This window comes from Desulfobotulus alkaliphilus (assembly GCF_007830435.1).
Classification (GTDB): Bacteria; Desulfobacterota; Desulfobacteria; order Desulfobacterales; family ASO4-4; genus Desulfobotulus; species Desulfobotulus alkaliphilus.
The window spans coordinates 29,760-46,032 of the sequence record NZ_VLLC01000019.1 but is presented as its reverse complement, the minus strand read 5'-3'; the positions used below and the strand labels follow the sequence as shown (position 1 = coordinate 46,032).

General features: G+C 47.1%; 10 protein-coding genes. 4 read left to right on the top strand and 6 right to left on the bottom strand.

The features are described 5' to 3' along the window. Nucleotides 1-155: 155 nt before the first annotated feature. Entirely contained in the window at nucleotides 156-1,010 is an 855-nt protein-coding gene (locus LZ24_RS11755; protein WP_144685499.1) for a formylglycine-generating enzyme family protein, read from the bottom strand. Between the two features lie 250 nt (nucleotides 1,011-1,260). Here LZ24_RS11755 and LZ24_RS11750 point away from each other — a divergent pair, with 250 nt between their 5' ends. After that, on the top strand, nucleotides 1,261-2,274 hold the full coding sequence (locus LZ24_RS11750; RefSeq protein WP_144685498.1) for a diaminopimelate epimerase: 1,014 nt from the start codon (nucleotides 1,261-1,263) through the stop codon (nucleotides 2,272-2,274). An 82-nt stretch (nucleotides 2,275-2,356) separates the two neighbouring features. Further along, nucleotides 2,357-3,511, top strand: a complete 1,155-nt coding sequence (locus LZ24_RS11745; RefSeq protein ID WP_144685497.1) for an ABC transporter substrate-binding protein — start codon at nucleotides 2,357-2,359, stop codon at nucleotides 3,509-3,511. A gap of 80 nt (nucleotides 3,512-3,591) precedes the next feature. Here LZ24_RS11745 and LZ24_RS11740 read toward each other — a convergent pair whose 3' ends face one another. The 3 genes from LZ24_RS11740 to alr are packed head-to-tail and all read right to left on the bottom strand — an operon-like array spanning nucleotide 3,592 to nucleotide 8,626. After that, complete coding sequence (locus tag LZ24_RS11740; RefSeq protein WP_144685496.1) at nucleotides 3,592-5,097, bottom strand: glutamate-cysteine ligase family protein; 1,506 nt, start codon at nucleotides 5,095-5,097, stop codon at nucleotides 3,592-3,594. Next, nucleotides 5,094-7,499 carry an MFS transporter gene (locus tag LZ24_RS11735; RefSeq protein ID WP_144685495.1) on the bottom strand — a complete coding sequence of 802 codons (2,406 nt, stop codon included), beginning with the start codon at nucleotides 7,497-7,499 and terminating at the stop codon, nucleotides 5,094-5,096. Before LZ24_RS11735 ends, LZ24_RS11740 begins: the two co-directional genes overlap by 4 nt. Continuing rightward, a complete protein-coding gene (alr, locus tag LZ24_RS11730; RefSeq protein WP_144685494.1) occupies nucleotides 7,496-8,626 on the bottom strand; it encodes an alanine racemase in 1,131 nt (376 codons plus the stop codon). The genes LZ24_RS11735 and alr overlap by 4 nt, the downstream gene beginning before the upstream one ends. A gap of 596 nt (nucleotides 8,627-9,222) precedes the next feature. On the opposite strand from alr, the gene LZ24_RS11725 reads away from it, so the two are divergent. Next, a complete protein-coding gene (locus LZ24_RS11725) occupies nucleotides 9,223-12,198 on the top strand; it encodes a DUF748 domain-containing protein (RefSeq protein WP_144685493.1) in 2,976 nt (991 codons plus the stop codon). A gap of 137 nt (nucleotides 12,199-12,335) precedes the next feature. Here LZ24_RS11725 and LZ24_RS11720 read toward each other — a convergent pair whose 3' ends face one another. Further along, nucleotides 12,336-14,588, bottom strand: a complete 2,253-nt coding sequence (locus LZ24_RS11720) for a SulP family inorganic anion transporter (RefSeq protein WP_144685492.1) — start codon at nucleotides 14,586-14,588, stop codon at nucleotides 12,336-12,338. A gap of 115 nt (nucleotides 14,589-14,703) precedes the next feature. Here LZ24_RS11720 and LZ24_RS11715 point away from each other — a divergent pair, with 115 nt between their 5' ends. Continuing rightward, nucleotides 14,704-15,459: a PP2C family protein-serine/threonine phosphatase gene (locus LZ24_RS11715; protein ID WP_144685491.1), complete on the top strand. Its 756-nt coding sequence runs from the start codon at nucleotides 14,704-14,706 to the stop codon at nucleotides 15,457-15,459. Nucleotides 15,460-15,491: 32 nt separating this feature from the next. Here LZ24_RS11715 and LZ24_RS11710 read toward each other — a convergent pair whose 3' ends face one another. Further along, nucleotides 15,492-16,253 (bottom strand): PilZ domain-containing protein, encoded by a 762-nt coding sequence (locus tag LZ24_RS11710; protein ID WP_144685490.1) that lies wholly within the window; start codon nucleotides 16,251-16,253, stop codon nucleotides 15,492-15,494. Nucleotides 16,254-16,273: the final 20 nt, after the last annotated feature.

Below are 16,273 nucleotides of genomic sequence, written 5' to 3'. Positions count from 1 at the left end.
TTGTGTCCAGAGCCTGTAATAAAATATCAAACGCTCGGATATGGCAGTTGTAAATGTAATTCAGCTGACACTGAAATATGGCATTCGGTGTTTTTTTGTTTTAAAAGCTACTCATAATGCCTGATGACTCAGGTATAGCTTCTTTGCTTGTTTCTTTATTGCATCCTCACCACACGAAAACTGATATAACTGCGTTTTACACCGGGGTGAAAGGCCATGCGGTTGGCACTCCGGCTGTGTTCCGGGCTTTGAAAAAAGGCCCCACCCCGGACCACCCTGTGGCTGCCCCGCCTGGAAAGCGGGTCTTTGATGTCATCCACATAGGTGTCTGTGAAGACACCTGCCCTGCGGCTGAAACTGGAGCGGTTGTTGCAGGCATCAAGGCACCATTCCATGACATTGCCATGGACATCGTAAAGACCAAAGGCATTGGGTTTTTTAAGGGCTACGGGCCTGATGCTGAAGCCATGGGCAGGGTAGGCCTGCCCGGAATTTCCGCAGTACCAGCCGGATTCATTGAGTACGGGATCCAGAGGAATACAGGTGGTTTCTTGAATGGGACCATTGAAAAAGGCTGTCTGTGTTCCGGCTCTGGCCGCATATTCCCATTCCGCTTCCGTTGGCAGGCGGTAGCTGCGGCTGCCTTCCATGGCATTGAGCTGCTGGAGGAACTGAAGGGCATCATTCCAGGATACGTTTTCCACAGGACAGTCCCCGCCGCAGGACTGGGCGGAAGAAGGGGTTGTTCTCATCACATCAAACCACTGTTTCTGGGTGACCACAGTGGTGGAAATATAAAAGGCACGGGTAATGTGGACCGTGTGGAGGGCTTCATCCCAGTTTCTGCCCTTTTCCGTGGCAGGGCTTCCCATGGAAAAAGAGCCCGGCGGAATAAGAACAAATTCCATTTCCACGCTGTTGATGAAAGTTCCAGATCCATGGGCCTTGAGACATAAAAGGGACAGGAGAAACAGGCTCTGCAGGATTTTTTTGCGGTAATAAAGGGGCATATCCTGTCTCCTTTGTTTTAGTCACTGTTCAGCATATTTTGCCTATGCTAACCTTAATGATGACAATATGCCTGAAGAAACCTGACGGGTAAAGGTCTGAGTATGCAAGAGGGCAGAATGCTATTCCTGTCTTGTATTATTCTTAGTACTGGGAATTACATCTGGTTTTAGTTTTAAAAAAACGGTATCTTCCAGCATAGTATGATTTTTTATGGAGAGTTATTCTAAAAAACTACCAAGGTAAACTGCTATGCGCCTTCCTTTTATAAAAATGCATGTCTGCGGCAATAACTTCATTTTTGTGGATGAGCTGGGACGCGATCCCATGCCCGATGCCCTTATATCGGATCTGGCAAAAAAACTTACGGATCCGTACACTGGAGTGGGGGCAGACGGCCTGATCCGGCTGGGCGGAGTGAATCCATCGGATTCTTCTGGCATTTCCTTCCGGCTTCTGAAACCGGACGGTTCCGAATCCTTAAGCTGTGGCAATGGCCTTCTGTGTGCTGGCCGTTACCTTGCGGACCGCTATGGGGTGAAACAGACGGTTTTTCAGACCCAGATTCCCACGGGAAGGCCCGTTGCCGTTGTATCCGGAGAAACCGGTGGTAAACGCTGGATCCGTGTACCAGCACCCAGTTCCATACCTGATTTTCTTTTTCGCCTGGAACGCCATGAAGATATTGTCACTCCTGAAGGACGTCTTGTATTTAATTTGCAGTCCCGGAGAAAAGATCCATTGTTTATGGAGAACAGCGAAGATGAGCTTTCCTTTGTTGCAAGCCCTGTTTTTGCAGGAGAACCTCACCTTGTGGTAAGGGATTCTGGTATTGTTCCCAAAGAGAGGGCAGGCTGTCTTTTCCCTGAAATGGATGGTGCTGTGGAACTGCGCAGGGATTGGGGAAATCTTCTGCTCTGTCGTATGGGAGGACAGATTTCAGCCCAGTATCCGGGGTTGTTTCCTAAGGGGATTAATCTCATGGTGGCAAGATCATCCGGCGGTGGAGAAATAATCTTTTTCCGGTCGTTTAAAAGTGGAAATCTCAGGGAAACCATGGCCTGCGGAACTGGGGCTCTGGCATGTGCAGCCGTATTGGGAAAGGGTGATGCCATCCGCGTTGTACCTGAAATGGCCAGAAGGCATATGGGAGCTTTAGGATATACGATTATTCCAGGAAAAAATGAATGGTATATCTACGGTGATCCGGAACTGATCTGGGAGGGCATTTGGACTGGCTGTTCATCCTTCACGGGTGAAGTATGACAAATGGCAGGTATGCAGAAGTTATTCAGGGATTTTTTGTTTGTCCATCAAAAAAATGTATCTAATCTTTATTGAGGTGGTTATGCACTTTATCAAATCAACGATTCTGATTCTTGTAACGCTTGTGTTTTTTATCCCGGAATCATGGGCGGGGCAGTATCCCCTAACTCCTGTGACAAAAAACGGTGAAAAATGGCGTATAGGCTATCTGGAAGGCGGGATGTATCCTGACTATCAGATTATTTTTTTCAGGACCGTGCAGGGACTGATGGAGCTGGGCTGGATAAAATCCATGGACCTGCCGGAAACATACAATCCGGATCACAGAGAGGCCTGGCAGTGGCTGGCTGAAAATGCCCAGTCAGACTATATGGAATTTGTCAGGGATGCATTTTATACATCGGAATTTAAGGCTGATCAGCGTGTCCGGACAAAACAGGATCTGCTTGAACGGCTTAATAAAAAGAAGGATCTGGATCTGATTCTGGCCATGGGAACCTGGGCGGGGCTGGATCTGGCCAATGATGAGCATTCCATTCCCACTGTGGTGGCTTCCACCAGCGATCCTTTGGGATCGGGAATAATTAAAAGCGCTGATAACTCCGGATTCAAACATCTGCACGCAAAGATTGAACCTGACAGATATGTACGTCAGTTACGTCTCTTCCATGATATTATCCGTTTCAGGACCATGGGTATAGTTTTTGAGGATAGTCTTGAAGGCCGGACCTTTGCTGCTGTTGCTGATGCCGAACAAGTGGCAAGGGAGCGAGGATTTGAATTGAAAATCTGCCATGCCCGAAACAGTGATATTAGTCTGGAGCAGGCTAACCGGGAGGCCCTTGCATGTTATACAGAGCTGGCACCTCAGGTGGAGGCCATGTATATCACTGTCCATCGTGGTGAAAATCTGGATAATCTGTCCAACCTTTTAAATCCATTATTTAAAAATGAAGTAGCTACCTTTGCCATGCCGGGATCTGAGTTTGTAAAACACGGTGCCCTTCTGAGTATCGCCCATGCCGGTTTTGCCTATGTAGGCAGGTTTCATGCCGAGACAATTGCGAAAATATTCAATGGAGCTAAACCTGGAAGCCTTGAGCAGAGGTGGGCAGCGCCATCAAAAATTGCCATCAATTTGAAAACAGCTGAAACCATAGGATTCGACCCGCCCTTTGATGTTCTGGTTGCAGCCGATGAAATATATGATCATAAAGCTGAGGTTGGTAAGCAGTGATTCTTATATTTTCTGAGTAGTTAAAAGTTGCTTTGCATGCCTTGGTTTACCATGCATTATGGTTTTTGTTTGATAAGGGCTCAGATCGGGACAGCTCTTCTTTCAAGAATCAGTTTCCCTATTCTTTCCCTGAGAGATCCGCTCATATGGCTCAGGCGATCCAGGGCACGGTCTGCGCCGGTTTTTCCGGTTTGCAATACCCAAAGAGGATAATCCAGCATCCATTGATGCTCAAGATCAAGCCCTTGGGCAGCTGTCTCCACAACATTCATGCAAAGATCTTTGACTTTGACTCCATTATATTCGCCGTCCAGTGCGTTTTTTACAGCTTCGTTACGCAAACCCAGAAGATCTGTCCAACGATATTTTTCCATGAGTATGGCAGTCTGTTTAAGGTTTCTCATCAGCCCGTATTGCAGTGCAGATGGTGAGATGACAAGGGAACTTGAAATACTGGATTTATTAAGCCCGGTCAGTTCTCTGTCCGGGTAGTTGGCCCCGGCAGCCCGTCCTTCGAGATAGCAGAAACAGATAAAGGGAGCTAAAAATTCTTCCAGCTTATCTGGACTGCTGTTCAGAATTTCCATGAATTTGCCCGGATCTGGTCCTTTGCCGTTAAGACCGTAACGTATCCTGCAGTCTGTGTATTGGGTGAACTGATGATCAACCAGATGCCTGATATCCGGAATAATTCTTTTTTCGGTTTTCCTGAAAAAAGATACTCCCTGACATGGCCCGGATTTGAGAAAATCAAGAAGGGGTGGATCAGATGGAATGAGATACATATCCACAGGGTTTTTGAGGCTGTCGGTTTCTGAAATAAACCACATGCTGGTTCCGGGTCCGAACATCCATTTCAGGTAGTCGGCCAGGTTGTCAAAGGGTTTGGCAGGAGTCATGTGCAGCTTTCTGTCTCCCTGCATTCTGGAGCAATCCATTTGCCTTGGCCAGATGGTAAGTCTGTTTTCCTTGAAACCCGTAATTCTGCCAGCCTCAAAGGGGCTGTTGGCATAGAGGGCTATAAAGGCTGGTGCAAGACCCAGAAGACAATTCAGTCCTGTTACGGCATCCCCAAGATCTGTTTCAGTGCTTGGGCTGTTTTGTGCCTTGGCATCGAATCCGGCCATGTGGTTCCATCTGCGGTAAGCCGTCTGATACTCATAAATGGAGCGAGGTGCCCGCACAGAGCTGTAAAATGTCTGGTTTATTTTGACATCAGGATGCTCGCTGAAGTTTATGACCATGGCGTTTTCCTGCTCCAGGGCTGCGGAAATATCCTTAAGTTCCAGATTTATCAGGCTCTGAAGCTGATTCAAACTGTCTTTTTCCTGCCTGACAGGTCCAAGGGAGCTCTCAAGGTTGTTGAAACCATTGTCAATGGAGTGCAGACCCTGATCACACGTCAGCCCGTAGTCCCTGCCATGATATGTAAGCACTTCTCCCTTTTGTCCCCTTAATTCTCTGATCTGTTGCAGATTGCGGAAAAACGGACCCACAGGATGGGTCTGGCCAGTCTGGATATGGGCTGTGGGCATTTCAAGCTCAACACCAATGCAAGGAAAAACAGTGGATTCGCCTATGGTCATCTTTTGTCCTGTAAGTCTTCCTTTGCCATAAAAAGAAACAGAATGGAAAGGAGCATATAGCCAAACCCAAGAACTACCAGTCCCTGGGAGATTGATACTCCGGACATGAGTGCGCCCAGTGCCAGGGGACCAAGCATCTGTCCCAGCTTGTCCGCTGCCCGCTGAATGGCCATGGCTTTACCCATTCCGAACTCTTCGGTTGATTTGAGTTTTAAGGCAAAGGCTGTCTGGGCAGAACTGCCGATGCTGCTGGCCAGACCAAGAAGAAAGATGGCTATTACGATCACCAGAAAACCCTGATGAATATAGAGCAGGCTGAGCCCTAATCCTCCAAGGAGTCCTCCGGCCACAATGAAAGGTTTTTTGTTTTCTCTGCTGTCCACGATTTTACTTATCTGGGGCGCCAGATAAACAACGGAGAGACCATAGATCATAAGAACCCTGCCTATATCAGACTGACTCATGCCCAGCCCGTTCAGGTAAAGCGGTGTGGCAAAAAACAGAAGGCCCACCTGACAGATGGAAAAGGGGATAATGCAGAAAAAAATCAGGGCAAATACATTCCGGTCGGATATAAAACTAAGTAGGGAAGTGCCACTTACTGCAACTTCCGAAGGGAGCGGAGTAGCCTGTCCTTTAAAGTTCCGCATGAAAACCAGGAAGAATACGAGGGATGCCAGAGCGACAAGCATTCCCACCAGAAAGACCGGAGGATAGCCCGTGCGTTCAGCCAGTATGGCACCCAGAGCAGTACCGCAGATATGTCCGGAAAAAATTCCTGCTACAAAATGGGAGCTGCCTCTGGCCCTTGTGGTGGGGCTGCAATTGGTAAAGAGAAAACTCTGCAGAGCCATCCAGGAAAGCCCGTAACCCAGTCCGCATACTCCCCTTGCCAGTATAAACGTAATGCCATTATCGGCCATGGCACTGAAAAACAATCCAGTGGATGTCATCAGTATTCCGCAGACAAAAGGCGTACGCCAGTCAAGTCTGTCCGCCATGGCACCCGCAAGAAGTGATGCTCCCAAAGCGCAGAGCATTTCCAGGGAAATGGGCAGGCCCAGGATTATATTTTTTGGTAATCCCGGAATTGGCGTGTACAGTTCAAGCATCTGCAGAGGTACGAAGGACACCGGCATGGCAAATGCCAGTAAAAAAAGAAAAGCAGCGAACCTTGCCAGCATTAGATTATCCAGAACATCCTGGTCTGTATGGGGTTTGCTGGGATTTCTTTTTTTTCTTCGGATGTGGGATATCATAAAGTATATCTGTTCTACGATGAGCAGGGATGCAATGAGGGCAATGGTCAGGGAGTCTAAAAGCAGCTTTCTGATAAGTTTTCTCATGGATGATTTGTCCAGAACCGCCCGGATTTCTCCCAGAACCGAGTTGTCGCTGGTTCTTATAAGGGGTACTGTGACCCACAGATCCTCCTGCAATTTGCCGTTTTCTTGTGAGGAAATATCCTGCAGGACATGTTTTGAAGCATAGGCCTGAATATTTCCGGCGTTGTCCAGAATTTTCAGGGAGTCAATTTCAGGGTTGGTTTCAATCACTTCCATGAGATAGTCATCCATGCGGCTGATTCTGTCCAGAGCAATCCCGGATGCAAGGATACGCTCCATGGTAGATTTGAGTAGGTGGAGCTGGGCCTGAATTTTTTCTTTATTCAACTGAACGTGGTCTCTGTGGAATTGATATACGCTGATGCCTGCGAAAGCAGCCTGGGTGAGAACAATCACTGTAAGAACTCTGAAAAATATTATTTTGTGCAGGTCCTTGCCGTTAAGTTCCGGAATCCTTGCAAGGAGGATGAAGAGAAAACCCCCTGCCAGAGTCGCAATTATTGCGCCCAGTATCATCCTTTTTCCCCAGAAATCCCGGACTTCGGCTTTTATCTCATGCTTGTGGAATGAAAATACCAGATTGCCAGCCATGGAGCCGGTAGTTGCTGCTGTTCCCGTCCATGTTTCTGCAGGTCCGTTCAGGGGTAAAATTATCAGATAAGCATCACTGGTTTCTAAAATTTGCATGGATGGATCAGGGGATTCAATTCTTTTACCCTGTATTTTGGTTGAGGCAGGGTGGCTTTCGGACAGGGGACTGATGCTGTAGATTTGATTATGGTGTAGATCATAGATCTCTATGTTGGATAAGGTATGGTACATGGCTGCATAGCCAGCCATTTCCTTTTCAATGCCGATAAGGTTGTCTAAAGATTTTCCAAAACGAAGGGCGGCTTCAATTTTTCTCTTAAAATCTTTTTGTGGCACTGCGTATCCGGCAAGTTCCGAGGAAACAAAGATCTTTTCAAAGGAGTTGGAGACCAGAACTACCATGAAAGACAGGGAGAAAAAAAGAATAATGATGGACAGGATGATGATGCTCTGATTTTTTCTCACAGGGACGTTCCGTTATGATATGTTTTTTCAGCATTCTTAAGAAGTGGTAAAAGCACCTCCCAGATTCCTCTGTCAGCACTCCGGGCTGCCTGAAACAAATTGATGTCAGGACCTGCAAGGATGACTTTGTTGCCTGGCACTGCTTCAGATACATCGCTGACATCCAGCATGCTTTGGGTCAGAGCAGGCCTGCCAATGAGGGGGCACTTTATTCCATGTACGGCAGGGAGCAGTTTTCCGGGCAGCAGGCTGTGAAGGCCCTGATCAAAACCACAGTGAATGACTGCTACCCTTCCGTCATTTTGCATCTGATGGGAACCGTGGTAGCCAATGCAGGCATTTTGCTGCACATCCCTGATCTGAATTATTCTGGTTGAGATATGTGCTATGGGAGTCGGCTCTCTTTCCCATTCATGCACTCTTTCTGCATATCCGTAAAAGAGGGTGCCAATGCGCAGTGCATTCAGTCTACCGCTGCAGACCCTGTCCGGAAAACCAAGCAGTCCTGTGGAGCTACCCAGATGAACCATGTCCGGCATCAGGTTTGAATCTTCCAGTCTGTCAAGCAGGTCGTCAAAAATCCGGAACTGTTTTTCTGTAAATGCGTTGCTTCTGGCATCGTCTTGAAAGGAGCAGGCCAGATGGCTGTAAATTCCGTCTACCTGAATATGGGGGATGCGATCCAGCGTGTTCATGATCTCTTCAGCCTGATCAGGGGAAAACCCAAACCGGCCAAGGCCCGTATCCACCTTGATATGAACCCTGAATTTCTGGTCAGGGTCCGGCTTATGCGCTGCAAGTTTCAGGGCAAAATCAGCGTCCGCCACCGTGAGGCTGAGATCGTATTCAAGGGCATGGCTGGGGCTGGGGTAAAGGGGATCGTTCAGCGCCAGTACCGGGCAGTTTATGCCGGATTTTCTGAGGCTTATTCCCTCATCAAGTCCTGAAACCACCAGAGAGTGAAGGCCTGCTTCGGCCATGATCTTTGATATCTGAGACAGACCATGACCATAGGCGTTGCATTTGACAACGCCCATGATCTTGATGGTATCGGGTAAATGGCTTCGAACCAGAGCGATGTTTTTTTTTAAGGTTTCCAGATTTATTCTGGCAGCCAAAGGTGTCATAAATTTTCAGCCTCAGGGTACAGAAGGGGGAAACTGAAGTATCTGCTGAACAACTACCCAAAAAATTAAATAATAATTTAAAACTGAGACAAACAAAAAACTTTGAAATCTCTATCAGCTTTAAAAGGGTTCATACAAGAAATAAATTTAAGCTCTGATGCCATCATCCATAGACCATAAAAAATGTCAGGTTTTTTTGATCTATGATAAGATGTGATATTGATAACCGTTCAGCACATTTTATTATGTAATTCAGGTATTGTAATTTCAGTATTTTCGTACCATTGCAAGGCACCTTGGCTATTTGCAAGTGACGTTGCAATCGTTTCGGATTGCGTCACGGGCAAATAGTCTGGGAGCCTGTGCATCTGCATGGCAGTTATGGTTCTTAGTCAGTGAAGATGATGTTGAACAGTTACTGAAATTGATTTTTTATCCTGAGGATATCAGTTATATTATTATATGGTTTTAATGATAAAAATTTAAAGATTTACTCAGATTGATCCAGTTTGGAAAGACTGCGCCATGGTCTGGTTTTTTTTGCAGATGAAATGTACTGATTCCAAATGTATATATTGCTGATGGAGGATGGGTGAATGAAAGGGGTAATCAGGAATTCTTTAATTGTTACAGCATTCTGCATAGTTTTGTGGTTTCCGGGTGTATTTTTTGGGCTTTCCATGGTGCTGACCCACATGGTGCCGGACCGATTATCTCAGCTTCTGGGTCGGGCCGTTAGCATTGAGCAGATTCGTGTGAATCCCTTTACCCTCTCTGTCACGGTGCGGAAATTTGAGATCAAAGAAGAAGACGGGACTGATCCTTTTGTTTCCTTTGAGCGCTTTTATGCCAATGCGGAAATCCTCTCCCTGATTCAGCGAAGCCTGATTTTAAAGGCTTTGGAACTGGAAAAGCCGGAAATTCATCTGGCTCGTTTTTCGGATATGACATTTAATTTTTCAGATATTATTGAGGGCATTCAAAGTGTTTCCCCTGTGGATGCAGAAGCTGAAAAAACAGATTCTGAAGAACCATCCAGCCCCTTTAACTTTACCGTGCAGGATATCAGGATTGTAGATGGAAGTATTGAATACAGAGATCTTCCTGCGGACAAAACGCATCGCCTTGATCCCATAAACTGGCATCTGCCCCTGATTTCCAATACAGAGCACCACAGGGACAGTTTTTCAGAGCCTGCCCTAAATTTTGCTCTGGATGGGGCCCAGATCTCCGTTAATGTGTGGACAAAGCCCTTTAAAGACACCATGGAAACCCTTGTGGAACTTGGAGTGTCCGGTCTGTCCCTTCCCATGTATGCGACATATCTTCCAGAGGATCAGGTGAGATTTATGCTTGAAAAAGGCACTCTGGATCTGACGGGGCAAGTGTCCTTTCGTATGGAGGAAAACCCGGTAGTGGAGGTGCAGGGGGATCTGATTCTTTCGGATTTACATGTTATGGATAAGGCAGGTGAAGATATTTTCATGTTGCCCCGGCTGGAGTTGAGTCTTAACCCATCTCCAGTTCTTGAAAACCGTCTGCACATTGATACATTTTTGATTCAGTCCCCCGGACTTTTTGTTCAGCGCAGGGCAGATGGCAGCATCAGCCTGAATGATCTGATACCGGCTCCTGTTGATGCAGCTGATACATCTATTCCGGAAATGATGGTTGCAGAAGATGAAAAAAATAATGAAATCAGTGATGAAAGTGGCTTTCTGGTGGAGGTGGACACTTTTATTCTGGATGATGGCAGGCTGCAATTCAGGGATTCTGCAGTGCAGGCCGGAGGCAGAAAGCCCAACCAGTCTGCTGTGCTAACGGATATTTATCCCCTGCGCCTTGAGGTTTCTCCTTTTACCACGGTCCCTGATCATGCTTCGGTTTTTGATTTCAGTGCCGGGCTGAATGGGACGGCCCAGCTTGCCATGCAAGGTGAGATGACGCTGATGCCCTTTTCCGTAGAGAGTGATGTTCGCCTGTCCGACTTTTCCCTTTCCTGGCTTCAGCCCTATCTTCCTGAAAATATTAGGCTGGTGATCCTGGATGGCCTAGCTTCTGCAGAAACTCGTGTCGCCTTTGACATGGGGGAAGCCCCTGAATTTTCCCTTTCTCTTGGAGGTGATGCGGCAATCCTTGGCTTTGCATCGGAGGATGCGCAGGCAGGGGATGCCTTTCTGGGCTGGGAAGCTTTTTCCGTGAAGGGTATCCGGGTGGAGATGCATCCATTGCGTGTGGATGTGGATGAAATTGCCTTTAAGGGTCTGGACACCCGCATTACGGTGCTGGAAGACGGTGGTATGAACCTTGATCATATCTTTATCAGGGAAGAGAAGGATAAAACGAAAGGGGTCATCGGAGAGGAAAAAAATCCCGATGAAGCAGGGGATGCCGTTTCTGTCCGTATCGGTGCCTTTGTAATGGATGATGCGGATTTTCGTTTCACGGATCGCAGTGTTCTGCCCCATTATGATACCCGCCTGAATCTTGGGAATCTTCGCATTACGGGCCTGACATCCGAAGATTTCAGGGCTGCGGATGTCCATGCAAAGGGGGTGATTGACGGGTATGCCCCTCTGAAGGTTACAGGAACCATGAATCCTCTGAGTGACAATCTTTTTGTGGATCTGGAATTTAACCTTGCTAATCTGGAGATGGTTCCCTTTTCTTCGTATACGGGAAAATATATCGGCAGGGCCATTGAAAAGGGCAAGTTGAATATTGACGTGAAATATCACATTAAAGAGGGTGATATTCTTGCAGACAACCATATTCTTTTAGATCAGTTCACTCTGGGAAGAAGGGTGGACAGCCCCGATGCCATGAATCTGCCCGTGGGACTTGCCATCTCCCTTCTCAAGGATAGGTATGGCAAAATAGAAATTGACCTGCCCATCTCAGGAAGAACCGATGATCCGGAATTTGCCTGGGGCAAGCTTGTTCTGAGAACCCTTCAGAATCTCATTGTGCGGGCTGCAGCTTCACCGTTTTCTCTGGTGGCATCCCTGGTGGGCAGTGGCGAGGAAATGCAGCACATTGAATTTGAACCCGGAACGGCGGTTCTGGATGAGACAGCCCTTGGAAAGCTTCTGTCCGTCCGGACGCTGCTTTATGAAAGACCGGGACTGAGGATGGAGATTCTTGGATATGCGGATGAAAAAAGTGATACCCGCGCTCTGGCAAAACAGGAGCTGGAAAGAAGGCTCCGTATGCGGGCGTCGGCGGAGGGTATGATTTCTGATGATTCTGATATGGATGCTGAAACCAGACAGTATTATCTGAGATTGCTATATCAGGATGCCATGGCGGTCCGTGGGGAAGCAGATCCCGAGTTCAGTGAAGAAGGGGAGCTGGCCGTGGAAGAAATGGAAGAGCTTTTGATGAAAGGGGCGAATATCCGTACCGCTGATCTTTACCGCCTGGCCATGGAAAGGGCTGCGGCCGTCAGATCCCATATCCTTGAGGATGAAAAAATTGAAGCACAGCGGGTCTTTTTCAGGGAAGCTGACCGACCCCTGAAAACAGGCGATGATATCCTGAGGCCCGGTCGGGTGGAGCTGGGACTTCAATAGGTTTTTGATTCCCACGATCTTTCAGCCATACGCACCTCAAGTCAAATGGCATGGCCAGCTTTATATCCGTAAGGGATGCCCCTTTAAAACAGGGCCGTGGAAACATTGCGCAGGGGCAGGTCCTGCGCCTTTCCCCATCAGGGTGTTCCCTTTATTCCCTGAGCCTGACGTGAAATTTCTTCAATGATGGTGTGGTGCACATGAAGGGCCGTCTGTGGATCGCTGGATTCCAGTCTGCGGAGGGCAGTGGATGTTAAAAAGGACAGATGGGTATCGGTTTCTGCCACATAGGACAATGGACTGACCCATGGACCATAGGCTGCGAACTCGGCAAAAAAAGTGCCTGGTTCCAGTGCCCGCAGTGCATTGTGCTTTCCTTCAGCAGTGACCTCATACTCCCTTATTAGTCCTTTTTTCACAAAAACCATGGATTCCACAGGGTGCCCGGATCTGAAAATGACTGACCGGGCTTCATATTTCTTCTCTTCCAGAAAAGGATTCATTTTTTGCATCAGCTCTTCCACCTTTTCCTGACGGACAAGGCGGGTCAGCAGATCGTCGGAAACAGCATCAAAAAGAGATTCCTTTATTCTGTCACCCTGGAAGGTGTTTTGACGGGAATTCATTTCAATTTCTTCGAGAATTTTGTCTTCACTCCATTCCAGTGCCTTATTTTTATTGTCAAAAAATGAAATTTGTTTTTCCGTTTCACTGTCTGTTCCCTTAAGGATCAGTTCTTGAAAACGGGGTGATACTCCGGAAAAAAGTACTGTAATTCCGACCCCGGAAAGTTTCTGGAAAAGCCGTAAAAAATTATTGATGGCAGAAATGTCAAAACCTGTTACACCTTCAAAACCGATGATAACAAAGCGGGTGTTCTTATTTTCTGTTTTTTTCATTATGGCTGTGGCCAGCGTACTGACGGAGCCGAAAAAAAGGTAGCCTGCAAGATGAAAGATCTGGACCCTTTGGCCGTTTTGGATCAGCATACGTTTGTGGGGTAAGGATCTTTGTTTTGTACTGTGTGTTTTTTCAAGGTTTTCGGATTTTGTCAGAGTAGGGATACGGCTGAAGCGGATCACAAAAAGTACAAGGGTTGCCAGCAGACCGAAAAGTACACCTTCCAGATACCCGAAGATTCCAATAGTGACAAAGACGGAAAGAACCACGGTATAGTCTGCAAAGGGCATGCGGCTGCGGATATCCACGATGAAGTCCGAAAGAAAGGAAATTCCCAGCAGCATAAGGAATCCGCCTAAAAGGCCTTTGGGAAAGACCGAAAGAACCTGTCCTCCGAAAAAGATGGCGCATGTCAGCAGAAGGGCCGCTGTAAGGCCCACAAGTCGGGTATATGCTCCGGTTTTAAAGCCCAGCATGGAAAGACTGATTGCGTTATAACCCGCAGGAGCACCGGCAAAGGCTGCCAGCATATTACCACTGCCATTGACCACCAGTTCCCGGTTGATATCCATATCCTGCCGGGAAGCCAGTTCAATCCCGTTGGCGTTGAGCAGAAGACCGATCATGGCAATGAAAGGAATAATGGCAAGGGTGGGAATTTGTCCTGCAATGGCAGACCAGTCAACCCTGTAGATGTCTGTGAAACTGAAGGCTGGCCAGAGGCTTGAGGTGGAAAAGTCTGCAAAAAAAAGTCCCTGTTCTCTGGCTATATCCATATTGATACCTGATATAGGTAAAAATGCATGATATAGAAAAAGTACCACCAGCATGGAGCCCGGCATAATCATAAAATGGGACCAGCGTCTCATGCAGAAAAAGAGCAAAAATGCATATAATGTTCCCGGTATCCAGAGTATAAGATTTTCTTTTGCAATAAGAAAAGACAGTGAATCCTTTGTCATGGAAATACCGGTCATGACCTCCAGGCTGCCCTGGGTGAGAAGCCACCCCGTGCCCGCCAGAAAACCTGCAACAACCGGGTAGGGCATAAAGCGGAGTAGCTCTGCAAAGCGCAGCTTTGCGGCCAGAATAAAGACAAGGCCAGTTGCCAGACTGGAGATCATGAGTCCGGCCACAATGGTTATGAAAACCGCATCCGGGTCCGCCGTTATCATTGAGGCGGCCATGCCTGCGGCGGCACCTGTGTAAATGGCCGTTGGCGCATCCTGGGGTAAGGTGATGCTGGATCTGAATCCTCCAAAGAGGGCTGTAATACCAAGCAGAATTACGGAACCCGTAAGGGTCAGTCCCATGGCCCTTTGGGCGTGTATCTGCAACGGGCCTGCAAAGATCATGGCTGCAAATGAAACCTGAATAATCAGGCCCATGAGTCCTATAACAAGACCTATGCTTAAGCCGGAAAAAGCCCTTGATGAAGACAGATCTGTGATCAGCTCTTTAAAAAGAGAAGGAGATTGAAAAGAAGACATGGATGTACACCGATTTTAGTTGTTGTAGATATTGATAGCTTTTAGATACACTTGCACCTTGAGGTGTGTCAATCTCTGTTTTTAAGACATTTGTACGAAAGGAGACACAATTTCCATGATTAAATCTTCAGAGGGAAAAAGTATTGGAAAGCGGCCTGAACAGCAGGACAGTGTTGGCCGTATGCAGCTGGACAATGATTTTTATGTTTATGTGCTGGCCGATGGTATGGGCGGAGAGAGGGGAGGGCGTATTGCCAGCAGTACCATTTGTAAGGAATTTATGGCTTTTTTTGAAAAAAATAAGGATATGGATAATCCTGAAAAGCTTCTGGAGCAGGCGATGTCTGCTGCCAATGCGGCCCTGCGTGAAAAGAGGGAAGAGGACTATGATCTGATGGGAATGGGAACCACCCTGATCGGTGTTCTGCTCCATGGACCGAGTCGTATTTTTCATTTTGTCAGTGTGGGTGACAGTCCTTTATATCAGCTTTCTTCAGATGGTCTTAAAAGGATCAATGCCAACCATGCCTATATTGAAGAATTGAAAAAAATGGTTGAGGATGGACGTATGCATCCGGAAGAGCTTAAAACCGATCCGGCACGCAATGACATCACCAGCGCCCTGATGGGGGGCAATATCGAAGAGGTGGATTTTGGCACTGGCATACTTGAGTCCGGGGACCGGCTTCTGCTGGCCAGTGATGGCATACAGACCTTAAGTGACGGGCCTCAGGGAGAGATCGCAGCAATCTTAAAGGAGAAAAGGCGCGATTCTGAATCTGCCATCCTTGCTCTGTTGGATGCAGTGGCGGATAAGGAAGAACCTTATCAGGATAATACGGCACTGATTCTGGTGGCTTATGGAGATTAATGGTCTCTTTTCAAGAGTTTACCGTAGAATTATCAGTTTTGATAACGATTGAGCTGACGGATCTGGTCCAGCTGGGCATGGTGAATGAAGCGGCTTAAGATCTCTTCACTTTCTGGTTTCATTTTCAGAAACTGAAGGCCGACAAGGGCTGCATTTTCGTTGAAATGGTTATTGATACGGGCAATTGAAGCGATACATGCAACTTTTTCAATTATCACTTTTTCGTCTTCGGAATGTTTGAGGGCCATCCCCAAAGTAAACGTTGTACCTGTTTCAGTCTTCAGCAGTGGATTGGCCCGGTCAGCGTTTTTTTTGGGTACCACAATGCCTATACCTGTAATGGAAAGATCGAGAATGGAAAAATCTTTTCCAAAGGTGTATTCTCTATCTTTTAAAATCATTTTTGCAAAAATGGAGTAATTTTTCCCCGGAGACATGCGAAAGGCAGATCGGATATTGACTTCGCTTATCTTACCCATATACTCTATAAAAACAGCCTCTTCCTTCGTGTCTTTGGAAAGGGCGTAGTCTCTGCGAATTCCTGAAATTTTGCATTTGAGACCAAGCCGTTTTTTTTCTCTTTTTTCCCCCATCACGAGGATGGTCACATGCATCTCATCAAAGGAGGTATTGGGCAGGATACGTGGTGTGGTCTGGGCGATGATGAGTTCATTTTTTTTGTGGGTGGCATCATAAATAATGGACGCCCGGACCAGAGGTGAAAGGGAGTTCAGGTTGAAAACTACATCAATTCCCCTTCCCGGAGAAAATAGTTTTTCGGGGCTGTCCGTCATGGGTAAAAATCCTGGGGTTA

What these genes read in the sequence shown, in the direction of transcription:
- LZ24_RS11755 (WP_144685499.1), bottom strand. Translation starts at nt 1,010, where the DNA reads ATGCCCCTTTATTACCGCAAAAAAATCCTGCAGAGCCTGTTTCTCCTG.
- LZ24_RS11750 (WP_144685498.1), top strand. Translation starts at nt 1,261, where the DNA reads ATGCGCCTTCCTTTTATAAAAATGCATGTCTGCGGCAATAACTTCATT.
- LZ24_RS11745 (WP_144685497.1), top strand. Translation starts at nt 2,357, where the DNA reads ATGCACTTTATCAAATCAACGATTCTGATTCTTGTAACGCTTGTGTTT.
- LZ24_RS11740 (WP_144685496.1), bottom strand. Translation starts at nt 5,097, where the DNA reads ATGACCATAGGCGAATCCACTGTTTTTCCTTGCATTGGTGTTGAGCTT.
- alr (WP_144685494.1), bottom strand. Translation starts at nt 8,626, where the DNA reads ATGACACCTTTGGCTGCCAGAATAAATCTGGAAACCTTAAAAAAAAAC.
- LZ24_RS11725 (WP_144685493.1), top strand. Translation starts at nt 9,223, where the DNA reads ATGAAAGGGGTAATCAGGAATTCTTTAATTGTTACAGCATTCTGCATA.
- LZ24_RS11720 (WP_144685492.1), bottom strand. Translation starts at nt 14,588, where the DNA reads ATGTCTTCTTTTCAATCTCCTTCTCTTTTTAAAGAGCTGATCACAGAT.
- LZ24_RS11715 (WP_144685491.1), top strand. Translation starts at nt 14,704, where the DNA reads ATGATTAAATCTTCAGAGGGAAAAAGTATTGGAAAGCGGCCTGAACAG.
- LZ24_RS11710 (WP_144685490.1), bottom strand. Translation starts at nt 16,253, where the DNA reads ATGACGGACAGCCCCGAAAAACTATTTTCTCCGGGAAGGGGAATTGAT.